General features: G+C 63.2%; 27 protein-coding genes and 1 tRNA gene. 19 read left to right on the top strand and 9 right to left on the bottom strand.

Going from position 1 to position 26,459, the window contains the following annotated elements:
- Position 1: 1 nt before the first annotated feature.
- The 8 genes from AC1DYC_RS27065 to recQ all read left to right on the top strand — a co-directional run bounded on the left by AC1DYC_RS27065 (position 2) and on the right by recQ (position 7,768).
- The gene (locus tag AC1DYC_RS27065) at positions 2-979 is read left to right on the top strand and encodes a TRAP transporter substrate-binding protein (RefSeq protein ID WP_436262362.1); all 978 of its coding nucleotides are present in this window, start codon (positions 2-4) and stop codon (positions 977-979) included.
- A gap of 66 nt (positions 980-1,045) precedes the next feature.
- A complete protein-coding gene (locus tag AC1DYC_RS27060; RefSeq protein WP_477410774.1) occupies positions 1,046-1,609 on the top strand; it encodes a TRAP transporter small permease in 564 nt (187 codons plus the stop codon).
- Positions 1,610-2,890 (top strand): TRAP transporter large permease, encoded by a 1,281-nt coding sequence (locus AC1DYC_RS27055; protein ID WP_477410773.1) that lies wholly within the window; start codon positions 1,610-1,612, stop codon positions 2,888-2,890.
- A 9-nt stretch (positions 2,891-2,899) separates the two neighbouring features.
- Positions 2,900-3,676 carry a FadR/GntR family transcriptional regulator gene (locus AC1DYC_RS27050; RefSeq protein WP_477410772.1) on the top strand — a complete coding sequence of 259 codons (777 nt, stop codon included), beginning with the start codon at positions 2,900-2,902 and terminating at the stop codon, positions 3,674-3,676.
- A 19-nt stretch (positions 3,677-3,695) separates the two neighbouring features.
- Positions 3,696-4,553, top strand: coding sequence for a 5-dehydro-4-deoxy-D-glucuronate isomerase (kduI, locus tag AC1DYC_RS27045; RefSeq protein WP_477410771.1), 858 nt, complete (start codon positions 3,696-3,698; stop codon positions 4,551-4,553).
- On the top strand, positions 4,550-5,317 hold the full coding sequence (kduD, locus tag AC1DYC_RS27040; RefSeq protein WP_477410770.1) for a 2-dehydro-3-deoxy-D-gluconate 5-dehydrogenase KduD: 768 nt from the start codon (positions 4,550-4,552) through the stop codon (positions 5,315-5,317). The genes kduI and kduD overlap by 4 nt, the downstream gene beginning before the upstream one ends.
- A gap of 10 nt (positions 5,318-5,327) precedes the next feature.
- Entirely contained in the window at positions 5,328-5,666 is a 339-nt protein-coding gene (locus AC1DYC_RS27035; protein WP_477410769.1) for a cupin domain-containing protein, read from the top strand.
- A gap of 263 nt (positions 5,667-5,929) precedes the next feature.
- Complete coding sequence (gene recQ / locus AC1DYC_RS27030) at positions 5,930-7,768, top strand: DNA helicase RecQ (RefSeq protein ID WP_477410866.1); 1,839 nt, start codon at positions 5,930-5,932, stop codon at positions 7,766-7,768.
- Between the two features lie 20 nt (positions 7,769-7,788).
- Here the strand turns inward: recQ and AC1DYC_RS27025 are convergent, their stop codons facing one another.
- The 3 genes from AC1DYC_RS27025 to AC1DYC_RS27015 all read right to left on the bottom strand — a co-directional run bounded on the left by AC1DYC_RS27025 (position 7,789) and on the right by AC1DYC_RS27015 (position 10,421).
- Positions 7,789-9,126: an ATP-binding protein gene (locus tag AC1DYC_RS27025; protein WP_477410768.1), complete on the bottom strand. Its 1,338-nt coding sequence runs from the start codon at positions 9,124-9,126 to the stop codon at positions 7,789-7,791.
- Between the two features lie 5 nt (positions 9,127-9,131).
- Entirely contained in the window at positions 9,132-9,869 is a 738-nt protein-coding gene (locus tag AC1DYC_RS27020; protein ID WP_477410767.1) for a response regulator, read from the bottom strand.
- A gap of 138 nt (positions 9,870-10,007) precedes the next feature.
- A complete protein-coding gene (locus tag AC1DYC_RS27015) occupies positions 10,008-10,421 on the bottom strand; it encodes an organic hydroperoxide resistance protein (protein WP_477410766.1) in 414 nt (137 codons plus the stop codon).
- 234 nt (positions 10,422-10,655) lie between these two features.
- On the opposite strand from AC1DYC_RS27015, the gene AC1DYC_RS27010 reads away from it, so the two are divergent.
- Positions 10,656-11,702: an alpha/beta fold hydrolase gene (locus tag AC1DYC_RS27010; RefSeq protein ID WP_477410765.1), complete on the top strand. Its 1,047-nt coding sequence runs from the start codon at positions 10,656-10,658 to the stop codon at positions 11,700-11,702.
- A gap of 295 nt (positions 11,703-11,997) precedes the next feature.
- The gene (locus AC1DYC_RS27005; protein WP_477410764.1) at positions 11,998-12,636 is read left to right on the top strand and encodes a glycoside hydrolase family 25 protein; all 639 of its coding nucleotides are present in this window, start codon (positions 11,998-12,000) and stop codon (positions 12,634-12,636) included.
- A 20-nt stretch (positions 12,637-12,656) separates the two neighbouring features.
- On the opposite strand, the gene AC1DYC_RS27000 is transcribed toward AC1DYC_RS27005, so the two are convergent.
- Complete coding sequence (locus AC1DYC_RS27000) at positions 12,657-13,598, bottom strand: AraC family transcriptional regulator (protein WP_477410763.1); 942 nt, start codon at positions 13,596-13,598, stop codon at positions 12,657-12,659.
- Between the two features lie 129 nt (positions 13,599-13,727).
- Here AC1DYC_RS27000 and AC1DYC_RS26995 point away from each other — a divergent pair, with 129 nt between their 5' ends.
- Positions 13,728-14,621 (top strand): SDR family oxidoreductase, encoded by an 894-nt coding sequence (locus AC1DYC_RS26995; RefSeq protein WP_477410762.1) that lies wholly within the window; start codon positions 13,728-13,730, stop codon positions 14,619-14,621.
- A gap of 6 nt (positions 14,622-14,627) precedes the next feature.
- On the opposite strand, the gene AC1DYC_RS26990 is transcribed toward AC1DYC_RS26995, so the two are convergent.
- The gene (locus tag AC1DYC_RS26990) at positions 14,628-15,002 is read right to left on the bottom strand and encodes a hypothetical protein (RefSeq protein ID WP_477410761.1); all 375 of its coding nucleotides are present in this window, start codon (positions 15,000-15,002) and stop codon (positions 14,628-14,630) included.
- A gap of 111 nt (positions 15,003-15,113) precedes the next feature.
- Entirely contained in the window at positions 15,114-16,160 is a 1,047-nt protein-coding gene (locus tag AC1DYC_RS26985) for a class I SAM-dependent methyltransferase (RefSeq protein ID WP_477410760.1), read from the bottom strand.
- 266 nt (positions 16,161-16,426) lie between these two features.
- Here AC1DYC_RS26985 and AC1DYC_RS26980 point away from each other — a divergent pair, with 266 nt between their 5' ends.
- Positions 16,427-18,406, top strand: coding sequence for a putative bifunctional diguanylate cyclase/phosphodiesterase (locus tag AC1DYC_RS26980; RefSeq protein ID WP_477410759.1), 1,980 nt, complete (start codon positions 16,427-16,429; stop codon positions 18,404-18,406).
- A gap of 66 nt (positions 18,407-18,472) precedes the next feature.
- On the opposite strand, the gene AC1DYC_RS26975 is transcribed toward AC1DYC_RS26980, so the two are convergent.
- Positions 18,473-18,562 (bottom strand) — tRNA-Ser (locus AC1DYC_RS26975).
- 369 nt (positions 18,563-18,931) lie between these two features.
- On the opposite strand from AC1DYC_RS26975, the gene AC1DYC_RS26970 reads away from it, so the two are divergent.
- From AC1DYC_RS26970 to AC1DYC_RS26955, 4 genes are all read left to right on the top strand, one after another.
- Positions 18,932-19,639, top strand: a complete 708-nt coding sequence (locus AC1DYC_RS26970; protein WP_477410758.1) for a 50S ribosomal protein L21 — start codon at positions 18,932-18,934, stop codon at positions 19,637-19,639.
- A 101-nt stretch (positions 19,640-19,740) separates the two neighbouring features.
- Positions 19,741-20,010, top strand: coding sequence for a 50S ribosomal protein L27 (gene rpmA, locus AC1DYC_RS26965; protein ID WP_015315190.1), 270 nt, complete (start codon positions 19,741-19,743; stop codon positions 20,008-20,010).
- A gap of 132 nt (positions 20,011-20,142) precedes the next feature.
- Positions 20,143-20,730, top strand: a complete 588-nt coding sequence (locus AC1DYC_RS26960) for a GNAT family N-acetyltransferase (protein ID WP_477410757.1) — start codon at positions 20,143-20,145, stop codon at positions 20,728-20,730.
- A 21-nt stretch (positions 20,731-20,751) separates the two neighbouring features.
- Complete coding sequence (locus AC1DYC_RS26955) at positions 20,752-21,285, top strand: N-acetyltransferase family protein (RefSeq protein WP_477410756.1); 534 nt, start codon at positions 20,752-20,754, stop codon at positions 21,283-21,285.
- Between the two features lie 11 nt (positions 21,286-21,296).
- On the opposite strand, the gene AC1DYC_RS26950 is transcribed toward AC1DYC_RS26955, so the two are convergent.
- Positions 21,297-22,160, bottom strand: coding sequence for an endonuclease/exonuclease/phosphatase family protein (locus AC1DYC_RS26950; RefSeq protein WP_477410755.1), 864 nt, complete (start codon positions 22,158-22,160; stop codon positions 21,297-21,299).
- A 170-nt stretch (positions 22,161-22,330) separates the two neighbouring features.
- Between AC1DYC_RS26950 and obgE the strand changes: the two genes are divergently transcribed.
- Both obgE and proB read left to right on the top strand, forming a co-directional pair.
- The gene (obgE, locus tag AC1DYC_RS26945) at positions 22,331-23,362 is read left to right on the top strand and encodes a GTPase ObgE (RefSeq protein ID WP_477410754.1); all 1,032 of its coding nucleotides are present in this window, start codon (positions 22,331-22,333) and stop codon (positions 23,360-23,362) included.
- A gap of 2 nt (positions 23,363-23,364) precedes the next feature.
- Positions 23,365-24,492, top strand: coding sequence for a glutamate 5-kinase (proB, locus tag AC1DYC_RS26940; protein ID WP_477410753.1), 1,128 nt, complete (start codon positions 23,365-23,367; stop codon positions 24,490-24,492).
- Between the two features lie 12 nt (positions 24,493-24,504).
- On the opposite strand, the gene AC1DYC_RS26935 is transcribed toward proB, so the two are convergent.
- Positions 24,505-24,993: a hypothetical protein gene (locus AC1DYC_RS26935; protein ID WP_477410752.1), complete on the bottom strand. Its 489-nt coding sequence runs from the start codon at positions 24,991-24,993 to the stop codon at positions 24,505-24,507.
- 76 nt (positions 24,994-25,069) lie between these two features.
- Between AC1DYC_RS26935 and AC1DYC_RS26930 the strand changes: the two genes are divergently transcribed.
- Positions 25,070-26,350 (top strand): glutamate-5-semialdehyde dehydrogenase, encoded by a 1,281-nt coding sequence (locus AC1DYC_RS26930; RefSeq protein WP_477410751.1) that lies wholly within the window; start codon positions 25,070-25,072, stop codon positions 26,348-26,350.
- Positions 26,351-26,459: the final 109 nt, after the last annotated feature.

Raw genomic sequence — 26,459 nt, 5'->3', positions numbered from 1 at the left:
CATGTTGCATTTTTCAAAACTGATGGCAGCCACATTCGCCTTCGGCTCGCTGATGATCGGCGCTGCCGGCGCCCAGACCGTGCTGCGCTCGGCCGACACCCATCCGGACGGCTATCCGACGGTCGAGGCGGTGAAATATATGGGCGAGCTGATCAAGGAGCGCACCGCCGGCCGCTATTCGGTCGAGGTCTATCATTCGGCGCAGCTCGGTGAGGAGAAGGACACGATCGAGCAGACGCAGACCGGCGTCATCGACCTGAACCGCGTTTCGATGGGCCCGTTCAACGGCATCGTGCCGGAAACCGCGGTGCCGTCTCTGCCTTACATGTTCCGCTCGGTCGACCAGATGCGCCATGTCATGGACGGGCCGATCGGCGACGAGATCCTGAAGGCCTTCGAGGCGCATGATCTGGTCGGTCTCGCCTTCTACGATTCCGGCGCGCGCTCCTTCTACAACACCAAGAAGGACATCACCTCGATCGCCGATCTCAAGGGCATGAAGTTCCGCGTCATCCAGTCCGACGTGTTCGTCGACATGGTCAATGCGCTCGGCGCCAACGCCACGCCGATGGCCTATGGCGAGGTCTATTCGGCGCTCGAAACCGGCGTCATCGACGGTGCCGAGAACAACTGGCCGAGCTTCGAATCCGCCAAGCACTATGAGGTCGCCAAGCACTACACCGTCGACCAGCATCAGATCGTGCCGGAAGTGCTGGTGATGGCGAAGCCGAGCTGGGACAAGCTGTCGCCGGAAGACCAGGCGATCGTCAAGCAGGCGGCCAAGGACAGCGTCGTCAAGATGCGCGAACTGTGGGACGCGCAGGAAAAGAAGTCGCGCGACATCGTCGAGAAGGCCGGCGTCAAGGTCAGCGAGATCGACAAGCAGCCGCTGATCGACGCGATGAAGCCGGTCTACGACAAGTACCTGTCGACGCCGGAACTCAAGGATCTCGCCGCGCGTATCCAGGCAACAAAGTAATCGCTTGGCGGGGCGGCAGAGCGCCGCCCGCCAATCATTTCAGGAACGGAAGGCCGGGAGGATCGGATGACTGGGGGAAATGCCAGGAGCGGCGCGCCGCCGCGCTTCAGCGCGGTGCTCTCGAAGATTTGCGATGGCGCGCTCTATCTCGCCTGTGTCGGGATGGTCGTCATGACCGCGCTCGTCGCCTACCAGGTGTTTTCCCGCTTCGTGCTCAACGCGTCGCCGAGCTGGACGGAAGTCACCGCCATCATGCTGATGAACTGGTTCATCTTCCTCGGGGCGGCGGTCGGCGTGCGCGAGAACTACCATATGGGCTTCGACGTGCTGCTCTACATCCTGCCGAAAGGCAGCAAATGGGCGCTGCGCACATTGTCCGACCTGATCGCGTTCGGCTTTGGCTTCGGCATGGTCTGGTATGGTTGCAAGCTGGTCGGGTTGACCTGGCACACCGTCATTCCGGCGCTCGAACTTCCCGGCGGTTTCGACTATCTGCCGCTGGTCGCCGGCGGCGTCCTGATCTGCCTGTTTTCGGCAGAACGCATCGTGCTGCGCTGGTCGGGCGTCGACATCGACAAGGACATCAATCTCGAAGACGTGCCGGAGATGCCGGCCGTGCAGGAGGCCTAGATGGAACTCTGGATCCTGTTCGGCGTCTTCACGCTGCTGATGTTTGCCGGCACGCCAATCGCGTTTTGCCTGGGTGCCGCATCTTTCGCCACCGTGCTTTATCTCGGCCTGCCGCCCCTGGTGGTCTTCCAGCAATTGAAATCAGGCATGTCGGCGTTCTCGCTGATGGCGATCCCGTTCTTCATCTTTGCCGGCGATCTGATGGTGCGCGGCGGCATCGCGCAGCGCATCGTCTCCTTTGCCGGCTCGCTGGTCGGCCATGTCAGGGGCGGGCTCGGCCAGGTCAACATCATCGCCGCGACATTGTTCGGCGGCATTTCCGGCTCGGCGGTGGCTGAAGCCGCTGCCGTCGGCGGGCTGATGATTCCGCAGATGAAAGCGCGCGGCTACGGCGCCGACTACGCCGTCAACGTGACGTCGATGGCGGCGCTGATCGCGCTGCTTTTGCCGCCGTCGCAGAACATGATCATCTATTCGATCGCCGGCGGCGGCAAGATTTCGATCGCCGACCTGTTCACCGCCGGCATCCTGCCCGGTCTGCTGTTCGCCGCGTCGCTGATGGTCACCGCTTATTTTGTCGCCCGCAGCCGCGGCTACCCGGTCGAGGCCTTCCCCGGCTTCTCGCGCGTCGGCCAGCTGGCTGTCATCGCCGTGCCCGGGCTGCTGCTCATCGGCATCATCTTCGGTGGCGTTCGCTCGGGCATTTTCACGGCGACGGAAAGCTCCTGCATCGCCATCATCTACGCCTTGCTGGTCACCGTCTTCGTCTATCGGTCGATGGCCTGGAGCGATTTCGTCCACGCCACCAAGGGCGCGGTGCGCACGACCTCGATGGTGCTTTTGATCATCGGCACGGCGGCTTCATTCAGCTGGCTGATGGCCTATCTCAAAGTGCCGGTGCTGCTGATTGCCGGCATGAACGCCATCTCCACCGATCCGCTGGTGGTGCTGCTTCTGCTCAACGTCCTGATGCTGCTGCTCGGCACCTTCATGGATATGGGGCCGATGATCATCATCTGCACGCCGATCTTCCTGCCGCTGGTCACGCATTACGGCGTCGACCCCGTCCATTTCGGCGTCATCACCATCCTCAATCTCGGCATAGGGCTCAACACGCCGCCGGTCGGCACCGTGCAGTTCGTCGCCTGCGCCGTGGGCAAGATCACGGTGTGGGAAGCGATGCGTTCGATCTGGCCGTTCTATGGCGCGGGTATCGTGGTCCTCGGATTGGTGACGTATATTCCGGCGATCTCGCTCTGGCTGCCGAGCGTTTTCAAATAGGGGTGCGACATGGCATCGGATAGCGCTGTTGATCTGAGGGTCGAGAGAAAACCCAAACTGTCGGAGACCGTCGTCGCGGCGATCCGCAAGCAGCTTCATGCCGGCGAGATCCTGCCCGGCCACAAACTGCCGACCGAGGGACAGTTGACCGAGACTTTCGGCGTCAGCCGCACCGTCATCCGCGAGGCGCTGGCCAAGCTTGCCGCCGACGGTCTGGTCGAGGCGCGCCAGGGCGCCGGCGTTTTCGTCACCGAACACATCTCCACAATGTTCGGGGCGCTCGCCGCCGACATGGGAGCCAAGGATTCGGTCGCGCTCAACGTGCTCGAGGTGCGCCTGGCCGTGGAAATCGAATCGGCCGGGCTCGCCGCCATCCGCCGCAACGCCGCGCAGGAGGCGGCGATCCAGGAAGCCTTCTTCGAGTTCGAACGCCTGCTGCTCAACAGCGAGCCGACCGGTCCGGCCGATCTCGCCTTCCACCGGGCGATCGCCAGCGCCACCAACAACCCGTTCTATGTCGAGATGCTGGATGTGCTGGGCCGCCGCGCCATTCCCTGCGACGTGACCTCGCCCTGGTCGACCGAACTGGTGCAGTCCGACAGCTATCAGCGCGGGCTGCAGCGCGAGCATCTGGTGATCCTCAATGCGATCACATCGGGCGACGCCGAAGCCGCGCGCGAGGCGATGCGCGCCCATCTCACCGCCAGCCAGCAGCGCTACCGCGAGCGCCTGCACGCTCGCCAGGTGTTTTATGCCGACTCGGTCAAAGCGGCGGCAACCGAATAACCATTCAGCTGGAGCAGTAATGTCTCAAAGTCACTCGCATACCGACTACACCTCGCGTTTCGCCATCGACCCGGTTGCCGCGGCGTCCATGGGCACCGACGAACTGCGTCACAATTTCCATATCGACGACCTGTTCCAGCCCGGACGCGTCAGCCTGACCTATACCCATTATGACCGCATGATCGTCGGCGGCGCCGTGCCGGAAGCGGCGGCGCTGCCGCTGGAAGCGATCAAGCCGACGGGGACCAAGAATTTTCTCGACCGCCGCGAGCTGATCATCGTCAACATTGGCGGCGCCGGTTCGGTGACGGCAAATGGCGAGACCCACCCATTGCAGGCGCGCGACATGCTCTATCTCGGTATGGGCAGCACCGATGTGTCGTTCGCTTCGGCGGACAAGGGTCTGCCGGCCAAGTTCTATCTGCTCAGCGCGCCGGCGCATCAGACCTATCCGAACCGGCTGATCCGCATCGGCGACGCCAAGCGTCTCGACCTAGGCAGCAAGGAGACCTGCAACGAGCGCTCGATCTTCCAGTTCATCCATGCCGACGGCGTCAAGACCTGCCAACTGGTCGTCGGCATGACCCAGCTGGCGCCGGGCTCGGTGTGGAACACCATCCCTTGCCATGTGCATGACCGACGCATGGAGGCCTATCTCTATTTCGATCTGCCGGAGACGGCGCGCGTCTTCCATTTCATGGGCGAGCCGGACGAAACCCGCCATGTCGTGATGGCCAATGAACAGGCGGTGCTGTCGCCGGGCTGGTCGATCCATTCCGGCGCCGGCACCTCGAACTACGCCTTCATCTGGGCGATGGCCGGCGACAATGTCGACTACACCGATGTCGACCCGGTGCCGTTGGGCGAACTGCGGTGAGCGGCCCTTCCTCGTTCAGCCTGGTCGGCAGGCGCATCCTTGTCACGGGCGCCAACACCGGCATCGGCCAGGGCATCGCGGTCTCGATCGCTCGCGCCGGCGGCACCGTCATCGGCGTCGGCCGCTCAGCGATGGACGATACGCAAAAGAAGGTCGTCGCGGTCGGCGGTCGGTTCGAGGCCGTGCACAGCGATCTTGCTGATCACGCTGCTGCCAAAGCCATGCTCGATCAGGTCTGGGAAAAGACCGGGCCGATCGACGGCCTGGTCAACAATGCCGGCATCATCCGGCGCGCCGACGCGGTCGACTTCTCGGAGGCCGACTGGGATGACGTCATCGACGTCAATCTGAAGACGCTGTTCTTTCTCAGCCAAGGTTTTGCCAGGCGCGTTCTGGCCGATCCCGGCCGGCGCGGCAAGATCGTCAACATCGCCTCAGTGCTGAGTTTCCAGGGCGGCATCCGTGTCGCGTCCTACACCGCGTCGAAACATGGCGCGCTCGGCATCACTCGCCTGCTCGCCTGCGAATGGGCTGCAAAGGGCATCAACGTCAACGCCATTGCGCCCGGTTATATCGAAACCAACAACACCGAGGCGCTGCGCGCCGATCCCGACCGCAGCGCGGCGATCCTGGCACGCATCCCGGCCGGCCGCTGGGGTGGGCCGGAAGACATAGGCGACGCCGCCGTCTTCCTGCTGGCGCCGGCGTCCGACTATATGCATGGCGCCGTGATTCCGGTGGATGGCGGCTGGCTGGCGCGATGAGGAGACGGTCATGACCGAGGCAAAGATTTTCGCTCAACCCGGCGAGAGCGCCTGGACGCCGACGCCGGACGGCAACAGGCGGCGCGTTCTCTTGCATACCGACGAGCTGATGATGGTCGAGTTCGGTTTCGACAAGGGCGGCGTCGGCGCGCTGCATTCGCACCCGCATGTCCAGGCAAGCTATGTCGCCGAAGGCCGCTTTGAGGTCACCATCGACGGCCGCACCGAGACCATCGAGACCGGCGGCAGCTTCATCGTGCCGTCCAATCTGGTGCACGGCGTCAAGGCGCTGGAGACCGGGCGCCTGGTCGACAGCTTTACGCCGCACCGGGCCGATTTCCTGGCCTGAGCCCTTTTTTGGCAATCCCAGAAACAGGAAACCCGCGCCTCCTGGGAGGCGCGGGCCTGTTGCCTGTGCGCTCGTAGCGCAGCGGTACTCGAAACATCGCCGCAGGGTTTGGACGGTGCCGCAACAAGGTGAAGATTGGTTTAACGGCACCAGCCGGTTCAATCATCGGTGGGATGTTGCTGCTGCTTGTTGTGGTCGGGCGGGGGCTGCGCTAATCGTTGCCCCATGCCGCTGCTTCGGGCGGCCGATCGAAAACATCCGTGATGCAGATATCGACGACGAGCGTTTCGGCGCACGATCCCAAACGGCGCGTCCTCAAGGACGTGTTCGGCTTCGATGATTTTCGCCCGGGACAGGCCTCGGTGATGGAGGCGCTGCTTGCCGGCCGCCACGTGCTGGCGGTCATGCCGACGGGTGCGGGCAAGTCGCTCTGCTATCAGGTCCCGGCACTGGTCAAGGGCGGGCTGACCATCGTCGTGTCGCCACTGGTGGCCCTGATGCAGGACCAGGTCGCGGCACTGCGCCTTGCCGGCGTTGCTGCCGATACGATCAACTCCTCGATCGAGCGCGACGCCAATGTCGCGGCGTGGCGCCGTGTTGCGTCGGGCCAGACGCGTCTGCTCTACCTCGCGCCGGAACGGCTGATGACCGAGCGTATGCTGGACGCGTTGGCCAGGCTCGATGTCAGCCTGATCGCCATCGACGAGGCGCATTGCATCTCGCAATGGGGGCCGGCGTTCAGGCGCGAATATGAAGATCTGTCTCAGCTGCGCGGCATCTTTCCCGATGTGCCGATCATCGCGGTGACGGCGACGGCGGACGAGACGACGCGGGCAGACATCGAGACGCGGCTGTTTGGCGGGCGTGTGGAAACGCAGGTCCTCGGCTTCGACCGGCCCAACATCAAGCTTGCCATCGAGCCCAAGCAGGACAGCAAGCGGCAGTTGCTCAACTTCATCGAGCGCCATCAGGGTCGCAGCGGCATCGTGTATTGCCTGTCGCGCAAGAAGACCGAGGAGATGGCGGCCTTCCTCGAAAAGAACGGCGTCACCGCGCTCGCCTATCATGCAGGCATGAGCAAGGAGGCGCGTGACGCCAACCAGAACGCTTTCATGACGCTTTCCGGCGTCGTCATGGTGGCGACCATCGCCTTCGGCATGGGCATCGACAAGCCCGACGTCGCCTATGTCTTCCACACCGATCTGCCGGGCAGCCTCGAGGCCTATTACCAGGAAATCGGCCGCGCCGGCCGCGACGGAAGGGCGGCGGAGGCGCATATGCTTTACGGCCTCGGCGATATCCGCATGCGCCGCATGTTCATCGACGACGAGGACGCCGCCGTCGAGCACAAGCGCCGCTCGCATGGTCGGCTCGACACGCTGATCGGCTATTGCGAGACGGCCGAGTGCCGCCGCCAGGTGCTGCTTGGCTACTTCGGTGAAGAGGCGGCCCCTTGCGGCAATTGCGACAACTGCCTGGAACAAGCGCCGCGCGCCGACGGCACGGCCGAGGCACGCCTTATCCTGTTGGCGGTCGCGCAGAGCGGTGAGCGCTTCGGCGCCGGCCATGTCATCGACATCCTGCTCGGCCATGAAACCGAAAAGGTGACGGGCAGGGGCCATCACAGGCTGGCCGCTTTTGGCAGCGGCGCCGCGCACAAAAAGGATTTTTGGCTGTCGCTGATCCGTCAGTTGGTTGCAAACGGTTTCCTGGTGCCGGATCCGGGCGGCCATGGCGGCCTGGCCATCGCTGAAAAAGGCCATGCGCTCGGCCGTGGCGAAGTAGCGTTCCAGTATCGCGTCGAGACGCGCACGCGTGCCGCGCGCCGCGCGGCTCGTGCCGGCCAGACTCCCCAGGGCGAAAATGTCGATGCGTCGCTGCTCGCCGCGCTGAAGACGCTGCGGCTGCGTCTGGCCAAGGAGCGCCAGGTGCCGGCCTATGTGGTGTTTTCAGACCGCACGCTGATCGACATGGCCGAGCGCCGCCCGCAAGACCTCGACGATTTCGCCGAAGTGAACGGTGTCGGCGCCGCCAAGCTCAAGGAGTTCGGCAAGGTGTTCCTGAGCGCGATCGCTGCGCACCAGTCGGGTGGGGCGGTCTGAAAGGCCTGCCAGTCCCGTGATTACGCGCTACGGCCCACCTGCATCCGATCGGGCAAGTGTATTTCGGCGATCAGGCCACCGCCGGGCCGGTTTTTCAGCTCTAATCTGCCCTCGATCGCGAGCGACAATTGGTAGGCGATCGCCAGGCCTAGCCCGGCGCCGCCGCTGCCGCGGTTTCGCGATTGTTCAAGCCGGAAGAACGGTTGCAGCACGGCCTCGAGCTGGTCGTGCGGAATGCCGGGGCCGCGATCGAGCACCTTTATGACGACGTGATCACCGGGCCCTTTCTCTGCCGAGACCTCCGCACTGCCGGTGAATTTCAACGCATTGTCGACGAGGTTGGTGAGGATGCGCCGCAGCGCCTGCGGGCGCGTCACCACGGCGACATCGATTTCCGCGCCGGCGGAGACGGCCTTGCCGGTGTCCTGGTAGTCATACACCAGGCTTTCGACGAAGGAGCCGAGGTCGATTCGCGAGGGTTTTTCGAGGCTGCCGCGAGCGCTGCGGGCATAGGCCACGCCCTCATGCACAAGGTTCTCGATCTCGGCCAGATCGTGCATCAGCTTCTCTTTCCCGGGCGTCTCGTCGGACAGTTCGGCACGCAGCTTCATGCGCGTGATCGGCGTCTGCAGGTCGTGGGAGATCGCGGCAAGGATCTGCATCCGCTCTTCGAGATGCTCGGCAATACGTTCGCGCATGGAATTGAAGGCGGTCGCGGCATGCGCGACTTCCAGAGGTCCTGATTCGCTCAAGCGCGGCGTCGGCTTGCCCGGATCGAGCGTGTCGGCGGCGTTGGCGAGATTGACCAGCGGACGGATCACCAGCCGGACGGCAAACCAGCTGCACAGCACAAGCAAAAGCAGCTGCGCCACCAGCACATAAGGCAGCCAGCGTGCGAGCGGCATCAGCGAGGGGTGGACATCGATGGTGAGCGGCGCACCATCGCTCAGCGTCAAATGCGCCTGAAGACGCTCTCCGTCGGCGGGAATGGATTCGACCCTCACCGGGAAACGCGGGCCGGCTGCTGCGCTTATGGTCGTGGCGATCAAGGGGCCGCGGCCGGTCAGCTTGGGCACCCCCGGCAGTCCCGGCCCCAACACGTAGCGATAGGTATTTCGGTCGAGCAGAGGCAGCCATTGCGCCCGCTCCGCCGCCGGGACGCGGTCGAGGATCGCGATCGCCGACTTCACGTCCCTGTCCAGCGTATCGGACATGATCGTCTGAGCCGAGGCGAAGCGCTCCACGATCAGGAGCACAAAGGACAGACCCTGCGCCACGATCAGGCCGGCAAGCAGGATCAGGAACAGCCGCGAACGCAAGGTGCGCGGCCAGGGCAGGAAGCGCCGGGGTGTTGCCATCGGGCTCAACCCGGTTCGCTGATTTCGACAGGCATGGACAGCACATAGCCTTCGCTGCGCACCGTCTTGATGTAGGCCGGTTCGCGCGCGTCGTCGCGCAGGCGCTGGCGCAGACGGCTGACCAGCAGGTCGATCGAGCGGTCGAATATCTCGGCTTCGCGCCCCTGCGTCAGGTTGAGCAACTGGTCGCGGTTGAGGACACGCTGCGGATGGTCGACGAAGACGCAGAGCAGCCGGTATTCGGCGCCGCTCAGCGCGACCGCCGTGCCATCCTCGTCGAGAAGATGGCGCGCGACCGTGTCGAGGCGCCACGCCCCGAATTTCAGCAGACGCCCGGTCTCCGTCACCTGGAGATTTGGCGGCAGCATGCGGGTTCGCCGTAGCACCGCGTTGATGCGAGCCAGAAGCTCGCGCGCGGCGAAGGGTTTCACCAGATAGTCGTCCGCGCCCAGTTCCAGGCCGATGATCCGATCGGTCTCGTCGTTGCGGGCGGTCAGCATCAGGATCGGCGTTGCCTTGTGCTTGCCGGCGCGCAGCTGCCGGCACAGAACGAGGCCGTCGTCGCCAGGCATCATGACGTCGAGGATGATGAGATCGACGGAATCCGTCTCGAGGAAGGCGCGCATCTGCCGGCCGTCCGGCACGGCGGTGGCGCGCAGGCCATTCTTCCTGAGATAGCCGGAGACCAGCTCGCGGATTTCGCGATCGTCATCGACGATCAGGATGTGATCGACATGATCCATCGTGGATGCTTCCTGCCTTTCTTCGCCTGACGCCACCAGTACATTTTCCCCGGGGAAAGTGCATCAGGCACCGCCAGCAGCGTATCCGCGAGACGAGATAGGCTGCCGGCGGCTATGCCGTTGTTCATTTCCAGCTGGCTAGACCAGCTCGATCGTGACGCCGATGTTACCACGCGTCGCCTTGGAGTAGGGGCAGGTCTGGTGCGCGGCGTCGACCACAGCGCGGGCCGCTTCCCGATCCACGCCGGGAAGGCTGACATTGAGACGGGCCTGCAGCAGATAGCCGCCCTCCGATGTGGCAAGATCTACTTCTGCATCGACGGCGACATCGGACGGCAAAGCGACGTTCATCTTGCGCGCCGCCAGGCCCATGGCGCCGATGAAGCAAGCCGACCAGCCGGCGGCGAACAGCTGCTCCGGATTGGTGCCGGCGCCGGTGCCGGGTGGGGAAAGCTTGATGTCGAGGTAGCTGTCCGAGCTGCGGGAGGCGCCGTCGCGGCCGCCCGTGGTGTGGGTCTTGCCGGTGTAGAGGACTTTTTCGATCGTGGTCATGGAGATAATGTCCTTAGGGGAGGATAGCGTTGAGCCGCAATGGCCTGGAAGCCAGCGACATCCGCATAAGAGGCATGCGACGTATCCCGAATGTGTGCTGATCGGCCAAAAATGTATCCCAGTGTATCCGGGTGCCGCCTCGCTACATGCGCTTTCAATTCGAACGGATGGGGACACATGGGAGATACACCCGGGCCATCCTTTCCAGCGGTATCAACTCAGTAGGAGAAACCCATGACCGACGAAATCAACCACGACCGCCGCCGCTTCTTCGGTGCGGCGGCCCTGACCCTTGCCGCTGCTGGCCTGGCCGGCGCGACCGGCGCATCGGCCAGCCCTGCAAAGGCGGCGACCCTGCCCGCGGTCAAGCCGGGGACGAACACATCTTTCGCCGCTCTGAATAAGATCAAGGCCGGCGTTCTCGAGATCGGCTATGCCGAAGCCGGTCCGGCCGATGGGCCGCCGGTCATTCTGCTGCATGGCTGGCCCTACGATATCTACGCCTTTGTCGATGTCGCACCGCTGCTGGCGTCGGCGGGCTACCGGGTGATCGTGCCCTATCTTCGCGGCTACGGCACGACGCGTTTCCTGTCCGCCGAGACGATGCGCAACGGCCAGCAATCGGTGGTCGCCCAGGACATCGTCGCGCTTATGGATGCGCTCAATATTCCGAAGGCGATCCTTGCCGGTTTCGACTGGGGCGCGCGCTGCGCCTGCATCATCTCGGCGCTGTGGCCGGAACGTGCAAAGGCGCTGGTCTCGGTGAGCGGCTATCTCGTCAGCAACATCAAGACGGGCAAGGTGCCGCTGCCGCCCAATGCCGAGCATGACTGGTGGTATCAGTTCTATTTCGCCACCGAGCGCGGCGCGGCCGGGTACGACAAGTACCGGCACGATTTCGCCAAGCTGATCTGGCAGACGGCGTCGCCGAAATGGAATTTTGACGAAGCCACGTTCGACCGCAGCGCCGTTGCCTTCGACAATCCGGACCATGTTGCCATCGTCATTCACAATTACCGCTGGCGCGGCGGGTTGGCGGCGGGCGATCCGCAATTTGACGAGCTGGAAAACCGGCTTGCCGCCGGGCCGGCCATCGGCGTGCCGACCATCACGCTCGAGGGCGACGCCAATGGCGCGCCGCATCTCAACCCGACGGCCTATCGCAACAAGTTTTCGGGCAAGTATGCGCATCGAAACATCGAGGGCGGCATCGGCCACAATCTGCCGCAGGAAGCCCCGCAGGCTTTCGCCCAGGCCGTCATCGACGTCGACGGCTATTGATCCTGCCGGCGGAAACGAAACGGGCGGCCATTGGCCGCCTGTTGTGGAAGGACGCAAAGCCCGACGCTGTCAACGACCGGATCGTCCAGTTCCTGCAAAACAGAACTGTGTGAAGGGTTTCACAGAGGCGAGCTTAGATAGGGCTAATGTGTTTGAATTCAGCGAAGGCAAGAGAGTCAGGTTCTCTATTCCGCACCAGTGTTCGCTGGGCTTCGGGGGAAGTTCTTACAGCTTGCATCAAACGAACGAGGCGCGCCGAATTTCTCGGCGCCCGCCTGGCTATGGGAGCAAGGGCATGCCGACGCGTGAGGGGATCGACGTTTCGCATTATCAGAACGAGGCCGGGGGCAGCGGCGCCAGCGCCATCAAGTGGACGCGGGTCGCCAATGCCGGGGTCAAGTTCACCTTCGTCAAGATATCCGACAAGACCAGCAAGGACGCATTCGCGGTGCGCAATGTTGCCGATGCCAAGGCAGCGGGATTGCTGGTGGGGGGCTACCACTTCCTGCGCAACACCGCTTCGGGCGCCGACCAGGCGCATGCCTTCCTCAACACGGTACCGTTCGGCAGTGGCGACCTCATTCCCTCGCTCGACATTGAACTCATTCCGACAACGCCGGCGGCGCGGGCCGCCTACGTCCAGAAGGCGAAGGATTGGGTGGCGGCGGTGCGGTCCGCGCATGGCGGCCGCTGGCCGTTCATCTATACGCGCGCCAATATCTGGCAGCAGCTGGGCAACCCGAGCGGCTTTGGCAACTGCCCGCTCTGGCTCGCCCGCTACAGTTCGAGTCCGCCGCCGATACCGCCGGGCTTCACCAATTATGCCATCTGGCAATTCAGCGACTCGGGCAGCGTCGACGGCATCACCGGCCATGTCGACCAGAACCATCTGGCAATGTCCTTCGCCGAATTTCGCTCGCGCTACAGCCTGTAGGGGACGGCGATCCGGCGGGATCACCGCTTCAGGCGGCTGCGCGTTCGCCCTGCGCAGGCAGGTTCCCGCCGGCTATATTGCCGCGGCGAGCAGCCCATGACGCGCTTGAAGGCGGTGCTGAAGGCACTTTCGGATTCGTAGCCGAGCGCCAGCGCAATGACGGATACCGGATCGCTCGAATGCATCAGCCTGTCGCCGGCCAGCATCATGCGCCAGCGCGTCAGGTAGTCGAGGGGCGAGGCCCCGACGGTCTGCTTGAATTTTAGCGCAAAGGTCGATCGCGACATGCCGGCGCACTCGGCCAGTGTCTGCAATGTCCAGCCATGCGCCGGGTTCTCGTGCATGGCGCCGATCGCGGCGCCGATCTGCCTGTCGGTCAGCGCGAACAGCCAGCCGACGCTTTCCCGCGCTCCCATATGCAGGCGCAAGGCCTCGATCAGGATCATATGGGCGAGATGCTCGACGATGAGAAAGCCGCCGGGACGCCGCTGGCGCAATTCCTGCATCATCCGTTCCACCGGCCAGCGCAGCGCCGAATGGTCGCTCTCCGCGCGAATGTGAACGATCGGCGGCAGCATCCGCAACAGGATGCCGGCATGGTCGCCGGACAGAGCGAAGCGGCTGCTGACCAGCAGGAAATCGCCGCCGCCATTGTAAGAGGTGATGCCGCCGGTGCGCGCCGGCGAGAAGATCGTGCTTGCATCGACCGTCGGCAGGCCGAGATCGCTGGCAAGACGGAAAGGCCGGCCGCGCGGCAGCAGGAAACAGTCGCCCGCGTCCAGCCGCACCGCGTCAGCGACCCCCTCGACCGACAGCCAGCATTGGCCGGAGACCACGGCGCCGCATTTGATGGCAGCCTGCTGGTCGGGGAACTGGATCGCCCAGTCGCCACCGGCTTCCAGGCCGGCGGACAGATAGTTGCGCGGTTTCAGCAGCGACAGCACGTCTGACAGCGGATCCATAAGCGTTCTCGGACGATTGCGAAGATATCTCGGATTTTACAGCATAGATCGTACGATCTCAACAACCTATCTCCTTCGGCAAGCGGGCCGCCTGTGCGGCCTTCGGCGAAAATCCAAGGAGACATCATCATGCGTGTGTTCGTTACCGGTGCCACCGGTTTTGTCGGTTCGGCCGTTGTGCGGGAATTGCTGGGGGCGGGTCATCAGGTTCTTGGCCTTGCCCGCTCGGAAGCGGGTGCGAAGTCTATCGTTGCCGCGGGCGCCGAGGCACATCTCGGCGATATCGAGGATCTGGACAGCCTGCGCAGCGGCGCCGCCCAAGCGGACGGTGTCATCCATACCGGCTTCAACCACGATTTTTCGAAATTCGCCGCCAGTTGCGCAGCCGACCAGCGGGCCATCGAAACGCTTGGCGCGGTGCTCCAAGGTTCCGAGCGGCCGCTGCTTGTCACCTCAGGACTGGCGGGCTTTGCGCAGGGAAGGCCAGCGATCGAGGACGACAAACCCGCGCCACCCTCCGCCGCCATGCCGCGCGCTTCGGAAGAAACGGCCATGGCGCTCGCCGCGCGTGGCGTGCGCGCATCGACGGTGCGGCTTGCGCCGAGCGTCCATGGCGACGGCGACCATGGCTTCATGCCGATGCTGATTGCCATTGCGCGTGAAAAGAGCGTCTCGGCCTATGTCAGCGAGGGCAAGAATCGCTGGGCTGCGGTGCACCGGTCCGACGCTGCTGCTTTGTACAGGCGGGCGCTGGAGAAGGGCACCGGCGGCGTCAGCTATCATGCGGTTGGCGAACAGGGAGTAGCGACCAGGGAGATCGCCGAGGTCATCGGCCGCCGCCTGAACCTGCCGGTCGTTTCCAAGAGCCCTGAGGAGGCGGCCGGGCATTTCGGCTTTCTCGGCCATTTCATCGGCAGGGATCTGTCGGCGTCGAGCGAGCAGACCCGAACTAAATTGGGATGGTCGCCGACCGGGCCGGGGCTCATCGCCGATCTCGACCGTGTCAGCTATTTCGAGAGCTGAAAGAGGTCAGGGCCAATTGCGTTGCATGGCATCGAGTGACAGCCAGGCGATCAGCGGCAGCGCCAGCAGGATGGCCGTCCGCAACCCCGCTGATCGCGCTCCGTCCATGTCGCCGCGCCGGAACCGCAGCCAGGCCTGCACGGCTGCGGCAAGGACGAACACGGCGTAGAGGCCGCCTGCGGCCCAGGCGAGTTGCTCGCCCGTCACTGGAACACCGGCGCGATGCAGTGCATCGCCGATGGCTGCTCCCGGTATCGCGATGAAGAAGGCGACCGTGATGCCGAACAGGAAGCCGATCATCGCGCCGGGAAACGATGCTGCCGACAGCGCGACAACCACCGCCAGCAGGACGAGCAGGATAATGAATGCGCGTTGCGACACTGTCGGAAAACTCCGCCCGGCAACTGCATAGCAGCAAAGGCTTAGAAATCCGTTCCCGCCCATTGCCGATGCACCGGCGCATCGAAAGGCAATCGGAACGACCTCAGGCTCTTAGAGGTCGCCCTTCCTGACTTTGCCGTAAACGATATTTCGGTTCGAGCCGTAATATACGTCCGCTTCGAAAGAGTTCCCGCCGAGGGCGGCATTGATGATGTCCCGCATATCGTCAGCCGAGCGTAAGATGAGCGGCCAATCCATGAAGGTCTCCATGTAACCATCCGTCGTGATCTCGTCGCTGAAATTGGCAAACAGGAATTCGCCGCCAGGCTTGACGAGTTCCATGGCTCTTTGCAGCAAGCGGACGCCGATGGCACGCGGCAGGTAATCGTAAAGGCCCGATGCGTAGACGAGGTCGAATGTGCCAAGAGCGTAGGCGCGGCGAAGAATGCCGCGCACAGAGCCGTGGATTGCCTCGACTGCCGTGCCGGCAAAGTCGTTGTTCACCGTGGCTACGCTGACGGGGTCCTGGTCCAGACCGATCCAGCGTTGCAGTTTGCGCTTGGCCAACGCGTCGGAGCGTTCGGCTTCCCTGAGGTGGCCGCAGGCAATCGCCAGTATCTCCGCCTTTTCTACACTGCCGGCCGTCTCGTCCACCGTCCTGGCCAGAATATCCCGCCGCTCGCGCCCCGCCACCGAACTGGCAGCTTCACTCGTGTACGCGTAAATTTGCCGACCAAGTAAGGTCGATGAAGCCACGGTGCCGTCGGCGGCGGGATGCTTGTAGTAAATGTCCAGCAGGCCCGCATCGCCTGAATACCCGCGCGGCTTTTCGACCGACCAACGTGTGAACGGGTCCTGGATCAAGTATTCCGCCACCCGGTGTTGCTGAGCCAAAGGGACGAGTTTCTGCCAGACCGCGGGAGCAACCTGCCGGCGGAGCTTGTGGAGTCTGCCTGCCAGGCGGTCGACGGTGAGGGCGGCCGGTTTGTGCCGCGTGAAGGCTTGATGAGCAAGATCCAGTATCAGGGCGAGTTGGGCCGTGCTGTTCCTCAACTCGTCGGCGTCGGCCGTCTCTTCAGAAGTAGCGGCATGTTTCTTCATCAGGCTGGTGGTGACGAGGCTGTATTCGTCGAGCTGCAATTTTGGGTCGATGGGCATGCCGTTTCTCCGGGTTACCCCCGCCCGGTCCACGGCAAACAGCATAGGTGCGTCGCTGCATGATGCGAACTATTTTAATAAAATTTTAATAAAACTTTAGCCAATTGAGCGTGATCCACCCTCCTGAACCGGCTAAATCCGAACCGCCTGTTTACCGTCGGTTAGCGACATCCGACTTTTCCTGCGGACAGTGGCGCCTTCATTCTCCGACGGCAGGCGACCTCGGCTATTGCATTCGCTACTGCAGATCGCGGAGGAGCGTTGCAATGCAACTGAGCGAGGACGTTGCCCAGAAGGTGGCGGCAGCGATTGCCCGTCCGCGGTGGCATTCGGCCGATCCGGAACTCCTGGCACTGTTCCTGCAGAAAGATGCCGATGAAAATCGCAGTCTCGTGCGATGGGGTATTGCGGCTGCCGTATTCAGCTATGTGGCCTATGGCCTCTTCGATTGGTTTCTTTTTCCCGATATCGCGGATCGGCTTGTTTTGACGCGCGTTACGCTTGGGATCACCTCCCTGGCGCTTGTCGAGTTTATCGCCCGACGGGGCTTCGCCCTTGCCACCTTGCACCTTGTAGCGGCGCTGGCGATTGTATCCGGTGCCCTTGGATGGCTCGTATCAGCCCTTGGAACAGAGCATCAGGATGCCCTCTCCCACTTCATGGTTTTCGGCACCGTATTCATCCTGGGTGTGAATTTGTTCTTCAACTTCCGTTTTTGGCTTTCGGCCATTGCCTCGGCGACGGTCGCCGCAAGCTTTGTGTACGCTGCAATGTTCTCCCTTCAGGCCGACATCGCGGGTCGGGTCGTGCTGTCGGCCTATTTCGTGAACTGCCTGGTGTTGTCGCTTTATCTTTCCTGGCGGCTGAGCCTGGAGCGTTATCAGACGTTCCTGCACGCACTTCGGGCACAGATTCAGGAGCAGGCTGCTATCAGGAAGGGGCAGAAGCTAACCGAAATCGCCGACACCGATCCGCTCACGGGAATGAAAAACCGCAGGGCGATCATTCGAGAATTCTCGGAGCTGCGCGAAGACTGGGCCGCGGACGACGACGAGATCGGCCTCATTCTGATCGACGTCGACTACTTCAAAAGGTTCAATGACGGACTTGGTCATCAGGCCGGCGACGATTGTCTGATCAAACTCGCCCACGTCCTTTCCGAGATGGCGGCTTCCAACAACGCCGTCGCGGCACGCTATGGCGGCGAAGAATTCGTCATTCTCTGCAAGGTCACCGGGCGGGCTCACCTTCATGAAATAACGCAGCAATTCTGTCGCGCTGTGGAGGACCTGGATATCTACCACCCTGATCGGGGTGACAAGCTCAACATTGTCACGATCAGTGCCGGAGCCTCGTTGACCCGCGCCGATCAGAGCATCGAACTTAGAGTCCTGCTGCAGGAAGCTGACCGCGCACTCTATGCGTCCAAGTTTGCGGGTCGGGCTACGTTCACAATTTACGACCCGCACGCCACCGGCCAGGATCGCTCCGGCGAAAATCTTTCAGAACTGCTGAAGCTGGCGATTTCCAACAAGCTCGTTTCTGTCGCCTACCAGCCAATTCGCGACCTGGCGTCTGGACGAGTGCTGGGCCACGAGACTCTGATGCGGGTATGTGACTTCGACGGCACCATGATCAGTCCGTCGGTATTCATACCCGTTGCCGAGCAGACCGGAGCGATCGTGGAACTGGGCACGTGGTTGATCGATCGAGCCTGCGGTGACATGGCGGAATACGGATTGGGCTCGGTCGTGACCGTGAACGTATCTGTTCTTCAGCTCAAGGTTCCCAACTTTTCACTGCGGGTCACCGAAATCCTTGCTCGGCACGGCCTTGCGCCACAGAAACTGGCCATCGAAATCACCGAAGGCAGTGACATCTTTCTGGAGGCGCAAGCGGTAAGAAACGTGGAGCGGCTGCGAAAATTGGGCGTTCAGATCTGGCTGGACGACTTCGGAACGGGATTTGCCGGCCTTACATGGCTCCGCCGGTTCAAATTCGACGTCGTCAAAATCGATCGCAGCTTCCTCCACGATTGCCAGACGTCTCGTGGCTTGAGCCTGTTGCGGGACATGGTCGGACTGCTTCGCAATCTCGGCCATGTCGTGCTCGCCGAGGGCGTTGAAACGGAAGAGCAGTACATGTTGCTGCAGCGCCTGGGGGTGCATTTGATGCAGGGCTTCCTCACCGGCCATCCGGTCCCGATCGAAGAAGTAGAGCAAATCAGGCAAGGCCTCGTCGCCTAGCAGCTGAACCGGAATTCTCGCATGGCGGGAAGAAATTTCCGCCGGGAGTTCAAGCGGAAAGCAAGATGGCGGAGAGGGAGGGATTCGAACCCCCGATGGGCTTGCACCCATGCCGCATTTCGAGTGCGGTGCATTCGACCACTCTGCCACCTCTCCGCGGTCATGGTCGGCCGTTGCCGGCGCGGCGCACTAGATAACGGCTGGGCGGGCAGGTTACAAGGCCCAATCCGCGGGGAAATTCAGCTTCCTGTGTGGGCTTTGCCGGGAGAGCTGTGTTGCGGGCGCGTCGGCAAGCGAGGCAGGCCAGCCTTCGACCGCAGGGATCGGGCGCGGCAAGGATCCGGCATGGCTAACGAATCCGGCCGTTTGCCTTGACTTCACCCAAACCTTCGGTTAGGGGAAGCGCGCAATCGGCGTGGAGGGTTCTTCCGCGCCGCTTGTTTTTTGAACCCGCAGACTGACAAAAAGACGGCCGAACCGCGTGAAGCGGTTCATCAAGGCCGACCGAACAGCGAAAGGCAAAAAATGTTCGCAGTCATTAAAACGGGCGGTAAGCAGTATCGCGTTGCCGCCAACGATCTCCTGAAGATCGAAAAGCTCGAAGCCAATGTCGGCGATATCGTCGAAATCGGCAGCGTTCTCGCGCATGGCGAGGGCGAGAATGTCACCTTCGGCGCCCCGTTCGTCGATGGCGCTCTGGTCACGGCGGAAGTCGTCGAGCAGGGCAAGAACCGCACCGTCATCGCTTTCAAGAAGCGCCGCCGGCAGAATTCGCGCCGCAAGATCGGCCACCGCCAGCTTCTGACCACCGTGCGGATCGCCGAGATCCTGCTGGGTGGCGCCAAGCCTTCCAAGAAGGCTGCCGCCAAGGTGGAAGCCAAGGCGCCGGAAGCCAAGGCTGAGGTAGCGCCCGAGGCGAAGGCCGAGGCCGCGCCTAAGGAAGCCAAGGCCAAGAAGGAAGCCAAGGCTGAGGCTGCCCCGAAGGCAGAGGCCGAGACCGCCGTCGCTGCGCCGCTGTTCAAGGCGCCGAAGGGCGAGCCGGACGATTTGACCGTGATCAAGGGCATCGGCCCGGTCGCCGCCAAGGATCTCAACGAGCAGGGCATCATCACCTTCGCGCAGCTGGCCAAGCTGACCGACAAGGATGTCGCCAAGATCGACGAGCACATGCCCTTCAGCGCCGACCAGATCAAGGACTGGCGCGAGCAGGCCAAGGAACTGGCGAAGAAGTAAAACGAACCGGCGACAAGGTCGCCGGATCGGACTTGAAACGGAACGCGAACGCGTTCATAAGACCATTCAAGCGCCCTCGAGGGCGCATCGGAGTTAGTTAGATGGCACACAAGAAAGCTGGCGGCTCGTCGCGCAACGGTCGCGACTCGCATTCCAAGCGTCTGGGCGTGAAGAAGTTCGGCGGCGAAGCCGTCATCCCGGGCAACATCATCATCCGTCAACGCGGCACCACCTGGCATCCCGGCGTCAATGTCGGCATGGGCACGGACCACACCCTTTTTGCGCTTGAGACCGGCGCAGTCACCTTCAACAAAAAAGCCAACGGCCGAACCTACGTATCGGTCAACCCGATTACCAAAGCCGCGGAGTAGCCGGTTCCGCACTACAAAACCGGCGCCCATCTCGGGAACCGGTGTCTGGCCAAACCAGTGAATGGAGCCAGGAAAAGGATCAGGGGAGATGGGTTTTCCATCTCCCCTTTTTTCTTGCCTGGAGGACGTCAAATGGTTGCCGAAGCGGAAGACACCGAAGACGAAAGTTACGCGATAGACTGCCCGGTGCTAGCCACCGAGCGGCTGCTGATGCGCGCTCCGTGCGAAGCCGATATTGCGCAACTGGTCGAGCTTGCCGACAACCGTCATGTCGCCGAAATGCTGGCCCGCATGCCGCATCCCTATGGCGAGGCCGAGGCGCGTGCCTTCCTGGCCATGACGAGATCGCGCCGCGCCGGCATCGCCTACGCCCTGACGCTGGCCGGCACCGACACATTCGTCGGCTGCGCCGGCCTCAACATGACCGATCGCGGGCTGGAGCTCGGCTACTGGATCGGCGAACCCTACTGGAAGCGCGGCTATGCGACGGAGGCCGCGCACGCGCTGGTCGACCTCGCCTTTCAGCGGACCTCGACGCAGGTGCTGCAGGCCTCGACGCGGGTGATCAATCCGGCCTCGCGCCGGGTCATCCACAAGTGCGGCTTCCAGTATGCCGGCCAAGGCATGCTGAACTCGATCGTCGCCGGCCAGGTGCCGGTCGAGCGCTATCGGCTGGACAGGAAGACCTGGATCAGCCTGCGGAATTGGGTCCATTTTTGATGGTTTGTGCCGGTCAGGCCGATGGCTGATGAGAGCAACGATATCGAAGCAATCACGATTGCGCCGATAACGCCGCGCGATGTCGAGAGTTTTCACCAGGCGCTCGACATCGTTTCGCGTGAGCGGAAGTACCTGTCTTTCCTGGAAGCGCCGCCGCTCGATCAAACCCGAACATTCATATTGGACCGCATCGGGAGAGGCGACCCAGGGTTCGTGGCCGTTGTTCGTGGTGAGGTTGTCGGTTGGTGCGATATCTCACGGCATGATCGGCAGATACATGCTCATCGCGGTGCCCTTGGAATGGGGATTGTGCCGGACTATCGAGGACGTGGCCTGGGACTGCGGCTTATCAATGCGGCCTTGGCTCAAGCACGCAAGATCGGCTTTGTCCGCATTGAGCTTTCCGTGCATTCCGACAATGCCCGCGCCATCTCGCTTTACGAGAAGGTCGGGTTTGTTACGGAGGGCGTGCAGCGCGACGCGGTCAAAATCGACGAGCAATACCTGGATACGATCATGATGGCGATCGTCGACCGCAAAAACGCCGCCGGATGAACAGTCGCCGGTCAGCCCATCTCGACCCAGACTGGCAAATGGTCCGATCCAACGGCTTTCTCGTCGACCCACAGGCGCTTCAGCGATCCGGCGAGCGAGGCCGAGGTGAAGATGTAGTCGATGCGTTTGTGGCGGCTTGTGTCCTGCGGTCGGTTGGGATCGACCCAGGTGACGATGTCCGACGCGTCGAGGCGCTGGGCGACATCGACGGCGAGATCGGCGGTCAGCGGCATGCCGAACTCGTGGTCCGGTCGGCCGACGAGTTCGACATATTCGGACGAGCCGGGCAGCATGTTGAAGTCGCCCATGACGATGAAGGCTTCGGGATAGGGCAGGTCCGGCAGGCCGATCTCGGGAATGCCGGAGAGGCCGCCGCCTTCGAGAGCATAGTTCAACAGGCGCTGGCGCAGAAAGCGGATCTGGCTGGCGCGTTCAACCGGGCTGCGATGGTCGAGATGGGTGGAATAGAAGCGGACGAAGCCGAGTGGCGTCTCGACCAGCGCCTCCAGCGCGCCGCGCTGGAAATTCATCGCCTCGAGGCTGCGCGAGCGCGGCAAGAGCAAATTGCGCGACAGATGGATAGGCGTCTTCGACAGCACCATGTTGCCGAGCTGGAATGTCGTGGTGATGGCGCGGCCGGCCTCCAGGCGCGAGCCGACATTGACCTCGAAATTGCTGCCATAAGCGGCAAAATACTCGGGCAGCGCCTCGCCGATCTCGGTCACCATGTCGCGGTTGCCGTTCCTCGGATTGTTGCGGGTCACTTCCTGCAGCGCGATCACGTCGGCGCCGCGCACCGCATCGGTGATGCGGCCGAGATCGTAGCGGCCATCGAGGCCGATGCCGTACTGGATGTTATAGGTGACTACCTTCATGCTCACATCCCCCACGCCCCGTCCCGGGAACACTGCTACCGCTTCCCCGGCAAAAGGGCATCCGGCGCTTTAGTCGCAAATCGGCCTCGCCCTTCGGTCCGCCTTGGTTTAGAGCAAGGCGCAAGGTTAGAGCAAAGCCGCAAGTCCAACAGCAGAAACTGCGTAATCCAATGAAATTTCTCGATCAGGCCAAGGTCTATATCCGCTCCGGCGACGGCGGCGCCGGTTCGGTGTCGTTCCGGCGCGAAAAGTTCATCGAGTTCGGTGGCCCGGATGGCGGTGACGGCGGCCGCGGTGGCGATGTCTGGCTGGAGGCCGTCAACGGGCTGAACACGCTGATCGACTATCGCTACCAGCAGCATTTCAAGGCCAAGACCGGCGTCCACGGCATGGGCCGCAACATGACGGGCGCCAAGGGCGCCGACGTGACGCTGAAAGTGCCGGCCGGAACGCAGGTGTTTGCCGAGGACAATGAGACGCTGATCTGCGACCTGACCGTGGTTGGCCAGCGCTATCTCCTGGCCAAGGGCGGCAATGGCGGTTTCGGCAACCAGCATTTCAAGACCTCGACCAACCAGGCGCCGCGCCGCGCCAATCCCGGCCTGCCCGGCGAAGAGATGAATGTCTGGCTGCGGCTCAAGCTGATCGCCGACGCCGGACTGGTCGGCCTGCCCAATGCCGGCAAGTCGACTTTCCTCGCGGCGGTGACCGCCGCCAAGCCGAAGATCGCCGACTACCCCTTCACCACGCTGCATCCGGGCCTGGGCGTCGCCCGCATCGACGCGCGCGAATTCGTCATTGCCGACATTCCGGGGCTGATCGAAGGCGCGCATGAAGGCGTCGGCATCGGCGACCGGTTCCTCGGCCATGTCGAGCGCACGCGGGTGCTTTTGCATCTGGTGTCGGCGCAGGAGGAAAACCCGGGCAAGGCCTACAAGACCGTGCGCGCCGAGCTCGAGGCCTACGGCAATGGCCTGACCGACAAGGTCGAGATCGTTGCGCTCAGCCAGGTCGACATTCTCGATGCCGATGCACGCAAGAAGAAGGCGGCGTCGCTGAAGCGTGCCGCCGGCCGCGCGCCAATGCTGTTGTCCGCCGTCACCGGCGAAGGCGTCGAAGCAGTGCTGCGCGCGCTGATGGCGGTGGTGGGCGAAGCGCGCGACAGAGCCGCCGCTCCCGTCGAGACCCGCTGGAATTCATAACCATGACGGCGCATTCGCTTAAGAAATACCGGCGCATCACGGTCAAGATTGGTTCGGCCTTGCTGGTCGACCGCAGCAGCGGGCTGAAGCGCGACTGGCTGGCCTCGCTGGCCGACGACATTGCGGTGCTGGCCAATGGCGGCGCCGAGATCCTCGTCGTGTCGTCGGGCGCCATTGCCCTTGGCCGCACCATTCTCGGTCTCGGCAAGCGGGCATTGAAGCTTGAGGAGAGCCAGGCGGCGGCCGCCGTCGGGCAGATCGCGCTGGCCGGCGCATGGTCGGATGCGCTGGGCAAGGGCGCGCTGAAATCGGGCCAGATCCTGCTGACGCTGGGCGACACCGAAGAGCGCCGCCGCTACCTCAATGCCCGTGCGACGATCTCGACGCTGCTCAAGATGAAGGCGGTGCCGGTCATCAACGAGAACGACACGGTGGCGACCTCCGAAATCCGCTATGGCGACAATGACCGGCTGGCGGCGCGCGTCGCCACGATGATGGGCGCCGACCTTCTGGTGCTGCTCTCCGACATTGACGGGCTCTACACCGCACCGCCGGCGCGCGATCCCGACGCAAAATTCATTCCTGTGGTCGACCGCATCACGCCGGATATCGAGGCGATGGCGGGTGCTGCGGCGTCCGAGCTATCGCGCGGCGGCATGCGCACAAAGCTCGACGCCGGCAAGATCGCCACTGCCGCCGGCACCGCCATGATCATCACCTCCGGCACCAGGCTGTCGCCGCTGATGGCGATCGAGCGCGGCGAGCGCGCCACCTTCTTCAAGCCGAGCACCAATCCGGTGAAAGGCTACAAGACCTGGATCGCTGGCCAGCTCGAACCGGCCGGGCGGCTCACCGTCGACGCCGGCGCCATCGGCGCGCTGTTGTCGGGCAAGTCGTTGCTGCCGGCCGGTGTCCGGCTGGTCAGCGGCAATTTTTCGCGGGGTGACACGGTGGCGATCCTGTCGCCCGAGGGCCGGGAGATCGCGCGCGGGCTGGTTGCCTACGATGCCGCCGATGCCGTCAGAATCGCAGGCCTGAAGACCGCCGAGATCGAAACCGTGCTCGGCTACGAGGCGCGCTCGGCGATGATCCACCGGGACGACCTTGTGGTGAGCGGCGCGGCGGACTGAGGCTGAGGCGTGCTACTTGTCAGGTGCGGGCGGCCATTTGGGTGGGTTGCGGTACCTTTCCTGGACGTCGCGTTGAGTTTTCAGCAGTTCGCTGCAGCCTCCCATCTCTTCTTCGATGCCGGCTTTGGCTCGTCGATCGATCTCGATTTGAGAAATGCCCGTATCGTCTCCGGCGACGACATCGCGAATAAGTTCGTCGGTCGTCGTTATTTTCGCAGGGGTATCGTCCTTCGACCTCTTTTCCACTTCCGCTTCAAGTCGGGCGCGTGGCCCGCATCCATGAAACTCTTCGACAACCACGGCGATCCGAGAGAGCGGCGTCGCCGGCGCGCCGCAATAGCGTTCGGCAAGCGCTAGCTGCACCATCAAACTGTACATAATCATGGCCTTACCGTCCGGGCTCTCGCCGGGCTCGATCTTGTCGTCGCAGTAGTCGGCTGCGCGCAGGGCGGTAGGAGCCAGGATCGCGGCCAATGCAAAGAGGACCATGGCGCTCTTCATGCTGCCTCCAAATTCGCAGCCATTGCCGCGAAGGCCGGCCGCGTGTAAATCCACCAAGCTTCACCGGAGCGGTCAGATGTTGAACAAACACCAAGGCGAAGATGTAGCCAGTTTGATGGCACGGACAGGCCGTAAGGCCCGCGCTGCGGCCCGACCGCTGGCCATCGCCACTACTGCCGCCAAGAATGCCGCGCTTGTCGCCATGGCCGACGCGATCATCGCGCGCCAGCAGGAGATTCTCGACGCCAACGCCATCGATGTCTCGAATGGCCACGAATCGGGCTTGTCCGCCTCGTTCATGGACCGGTTGAAGCTCGATCCGGCGCGGATCCGCGCCATGGCCGACGGCATTCGTGAAATCGCCGAATTGAAGGACCCCGTCGGCGATGTCATCGCCGCCTGGGACCGGCCGAACGGCTTGCAGATCGAGCGCGTGCGCACCCCGCTCGGCGTCGTCGGCGTCATCTATGAGAGCCGGCCGAATGTGACGGCCGATGCCGGCGCGCTCTGCCTGAAGGCCGGCAATCCGGTGATCCTGCGCGGCGGCTCGGACTCGCTCAATTCGTCCGCCGCCATCCACGCCTGCCTGGTCGAGGGGCTGAAGGCGGCTGGCCTGCCGGAAGACGCCATCCAGCTGGTGCCGACCACCGACCGCGCCGCTGTCGGCGAGATGCTGAAGGGGCTTTCCGGCAATCTCGACGTCATCATTCCGCGCGGCGGCAAAAGCCTGGTCGGCCGCGTGCAGAGCGAGGCGCGGGTGCCGGTCTTTGCCCATCTCGAAGGCATCTGCCATCTCTATATCGACCGTTCGGCCGATCTCGACATGGCGGTGAAGATCGCGGTCAACGCCAAGATGCGGCGCACCGGTGTCTGTGGCGCCGCCGAGACGCTGCTGGTCGACCGCGCGGTTGCGTCCACGCATCTGGTGCCGATCCTCGACGCGCTCCGTGCGGCCGGCTGCGAGATCCATGCCGATGCTGAGGTGCTGAAAGTATTCTTCGACGCCAAGCCGGCGACCGACGCCGACTGGGTGACCGAATATCTCGACGCCATCATCGCTGTAAAACTGGTCGACGGGATTGCCGGGGCCATCGAGCATATCGAGACGTTTTCATCGCATCACACCGAGGCGATCATTGCCGAGGATCCACAAGCGGTCGAGCGCTTCTTCAACGAGATCGATTCGGCGATTCTCCTGCACAATGCCTCGACCCAATTCGCCGATGGCGGCGAATTCGGCATGGGCGCCGAAATCGGCATCGCCACCGGCAAGATGCACGCGCGCGGGCCGGTCGGCGTCGAACAGCTGACCTCGTTCAAATACCGCGTGCGCGGGTCGGGACAGGTGAGGCCTTGACGTTTTTCGGCCAAAGGGCCTGAAGCTTGCGCCCAGCCACCCCCCTCTGCCCTGCCGGGCATCTCCCCCTCAAGGGGGGAGATTGGCCGTCATTTCCGATTTCGCCAAT

It is taken from the genome of Mesorhizobium sp. P2_E7 (assembly GCF_056403855.1).
Note: the sequence above shows the minus strand (reverse complement) of the source record. Positions and strands in the feature narration are given on the sequence as shown.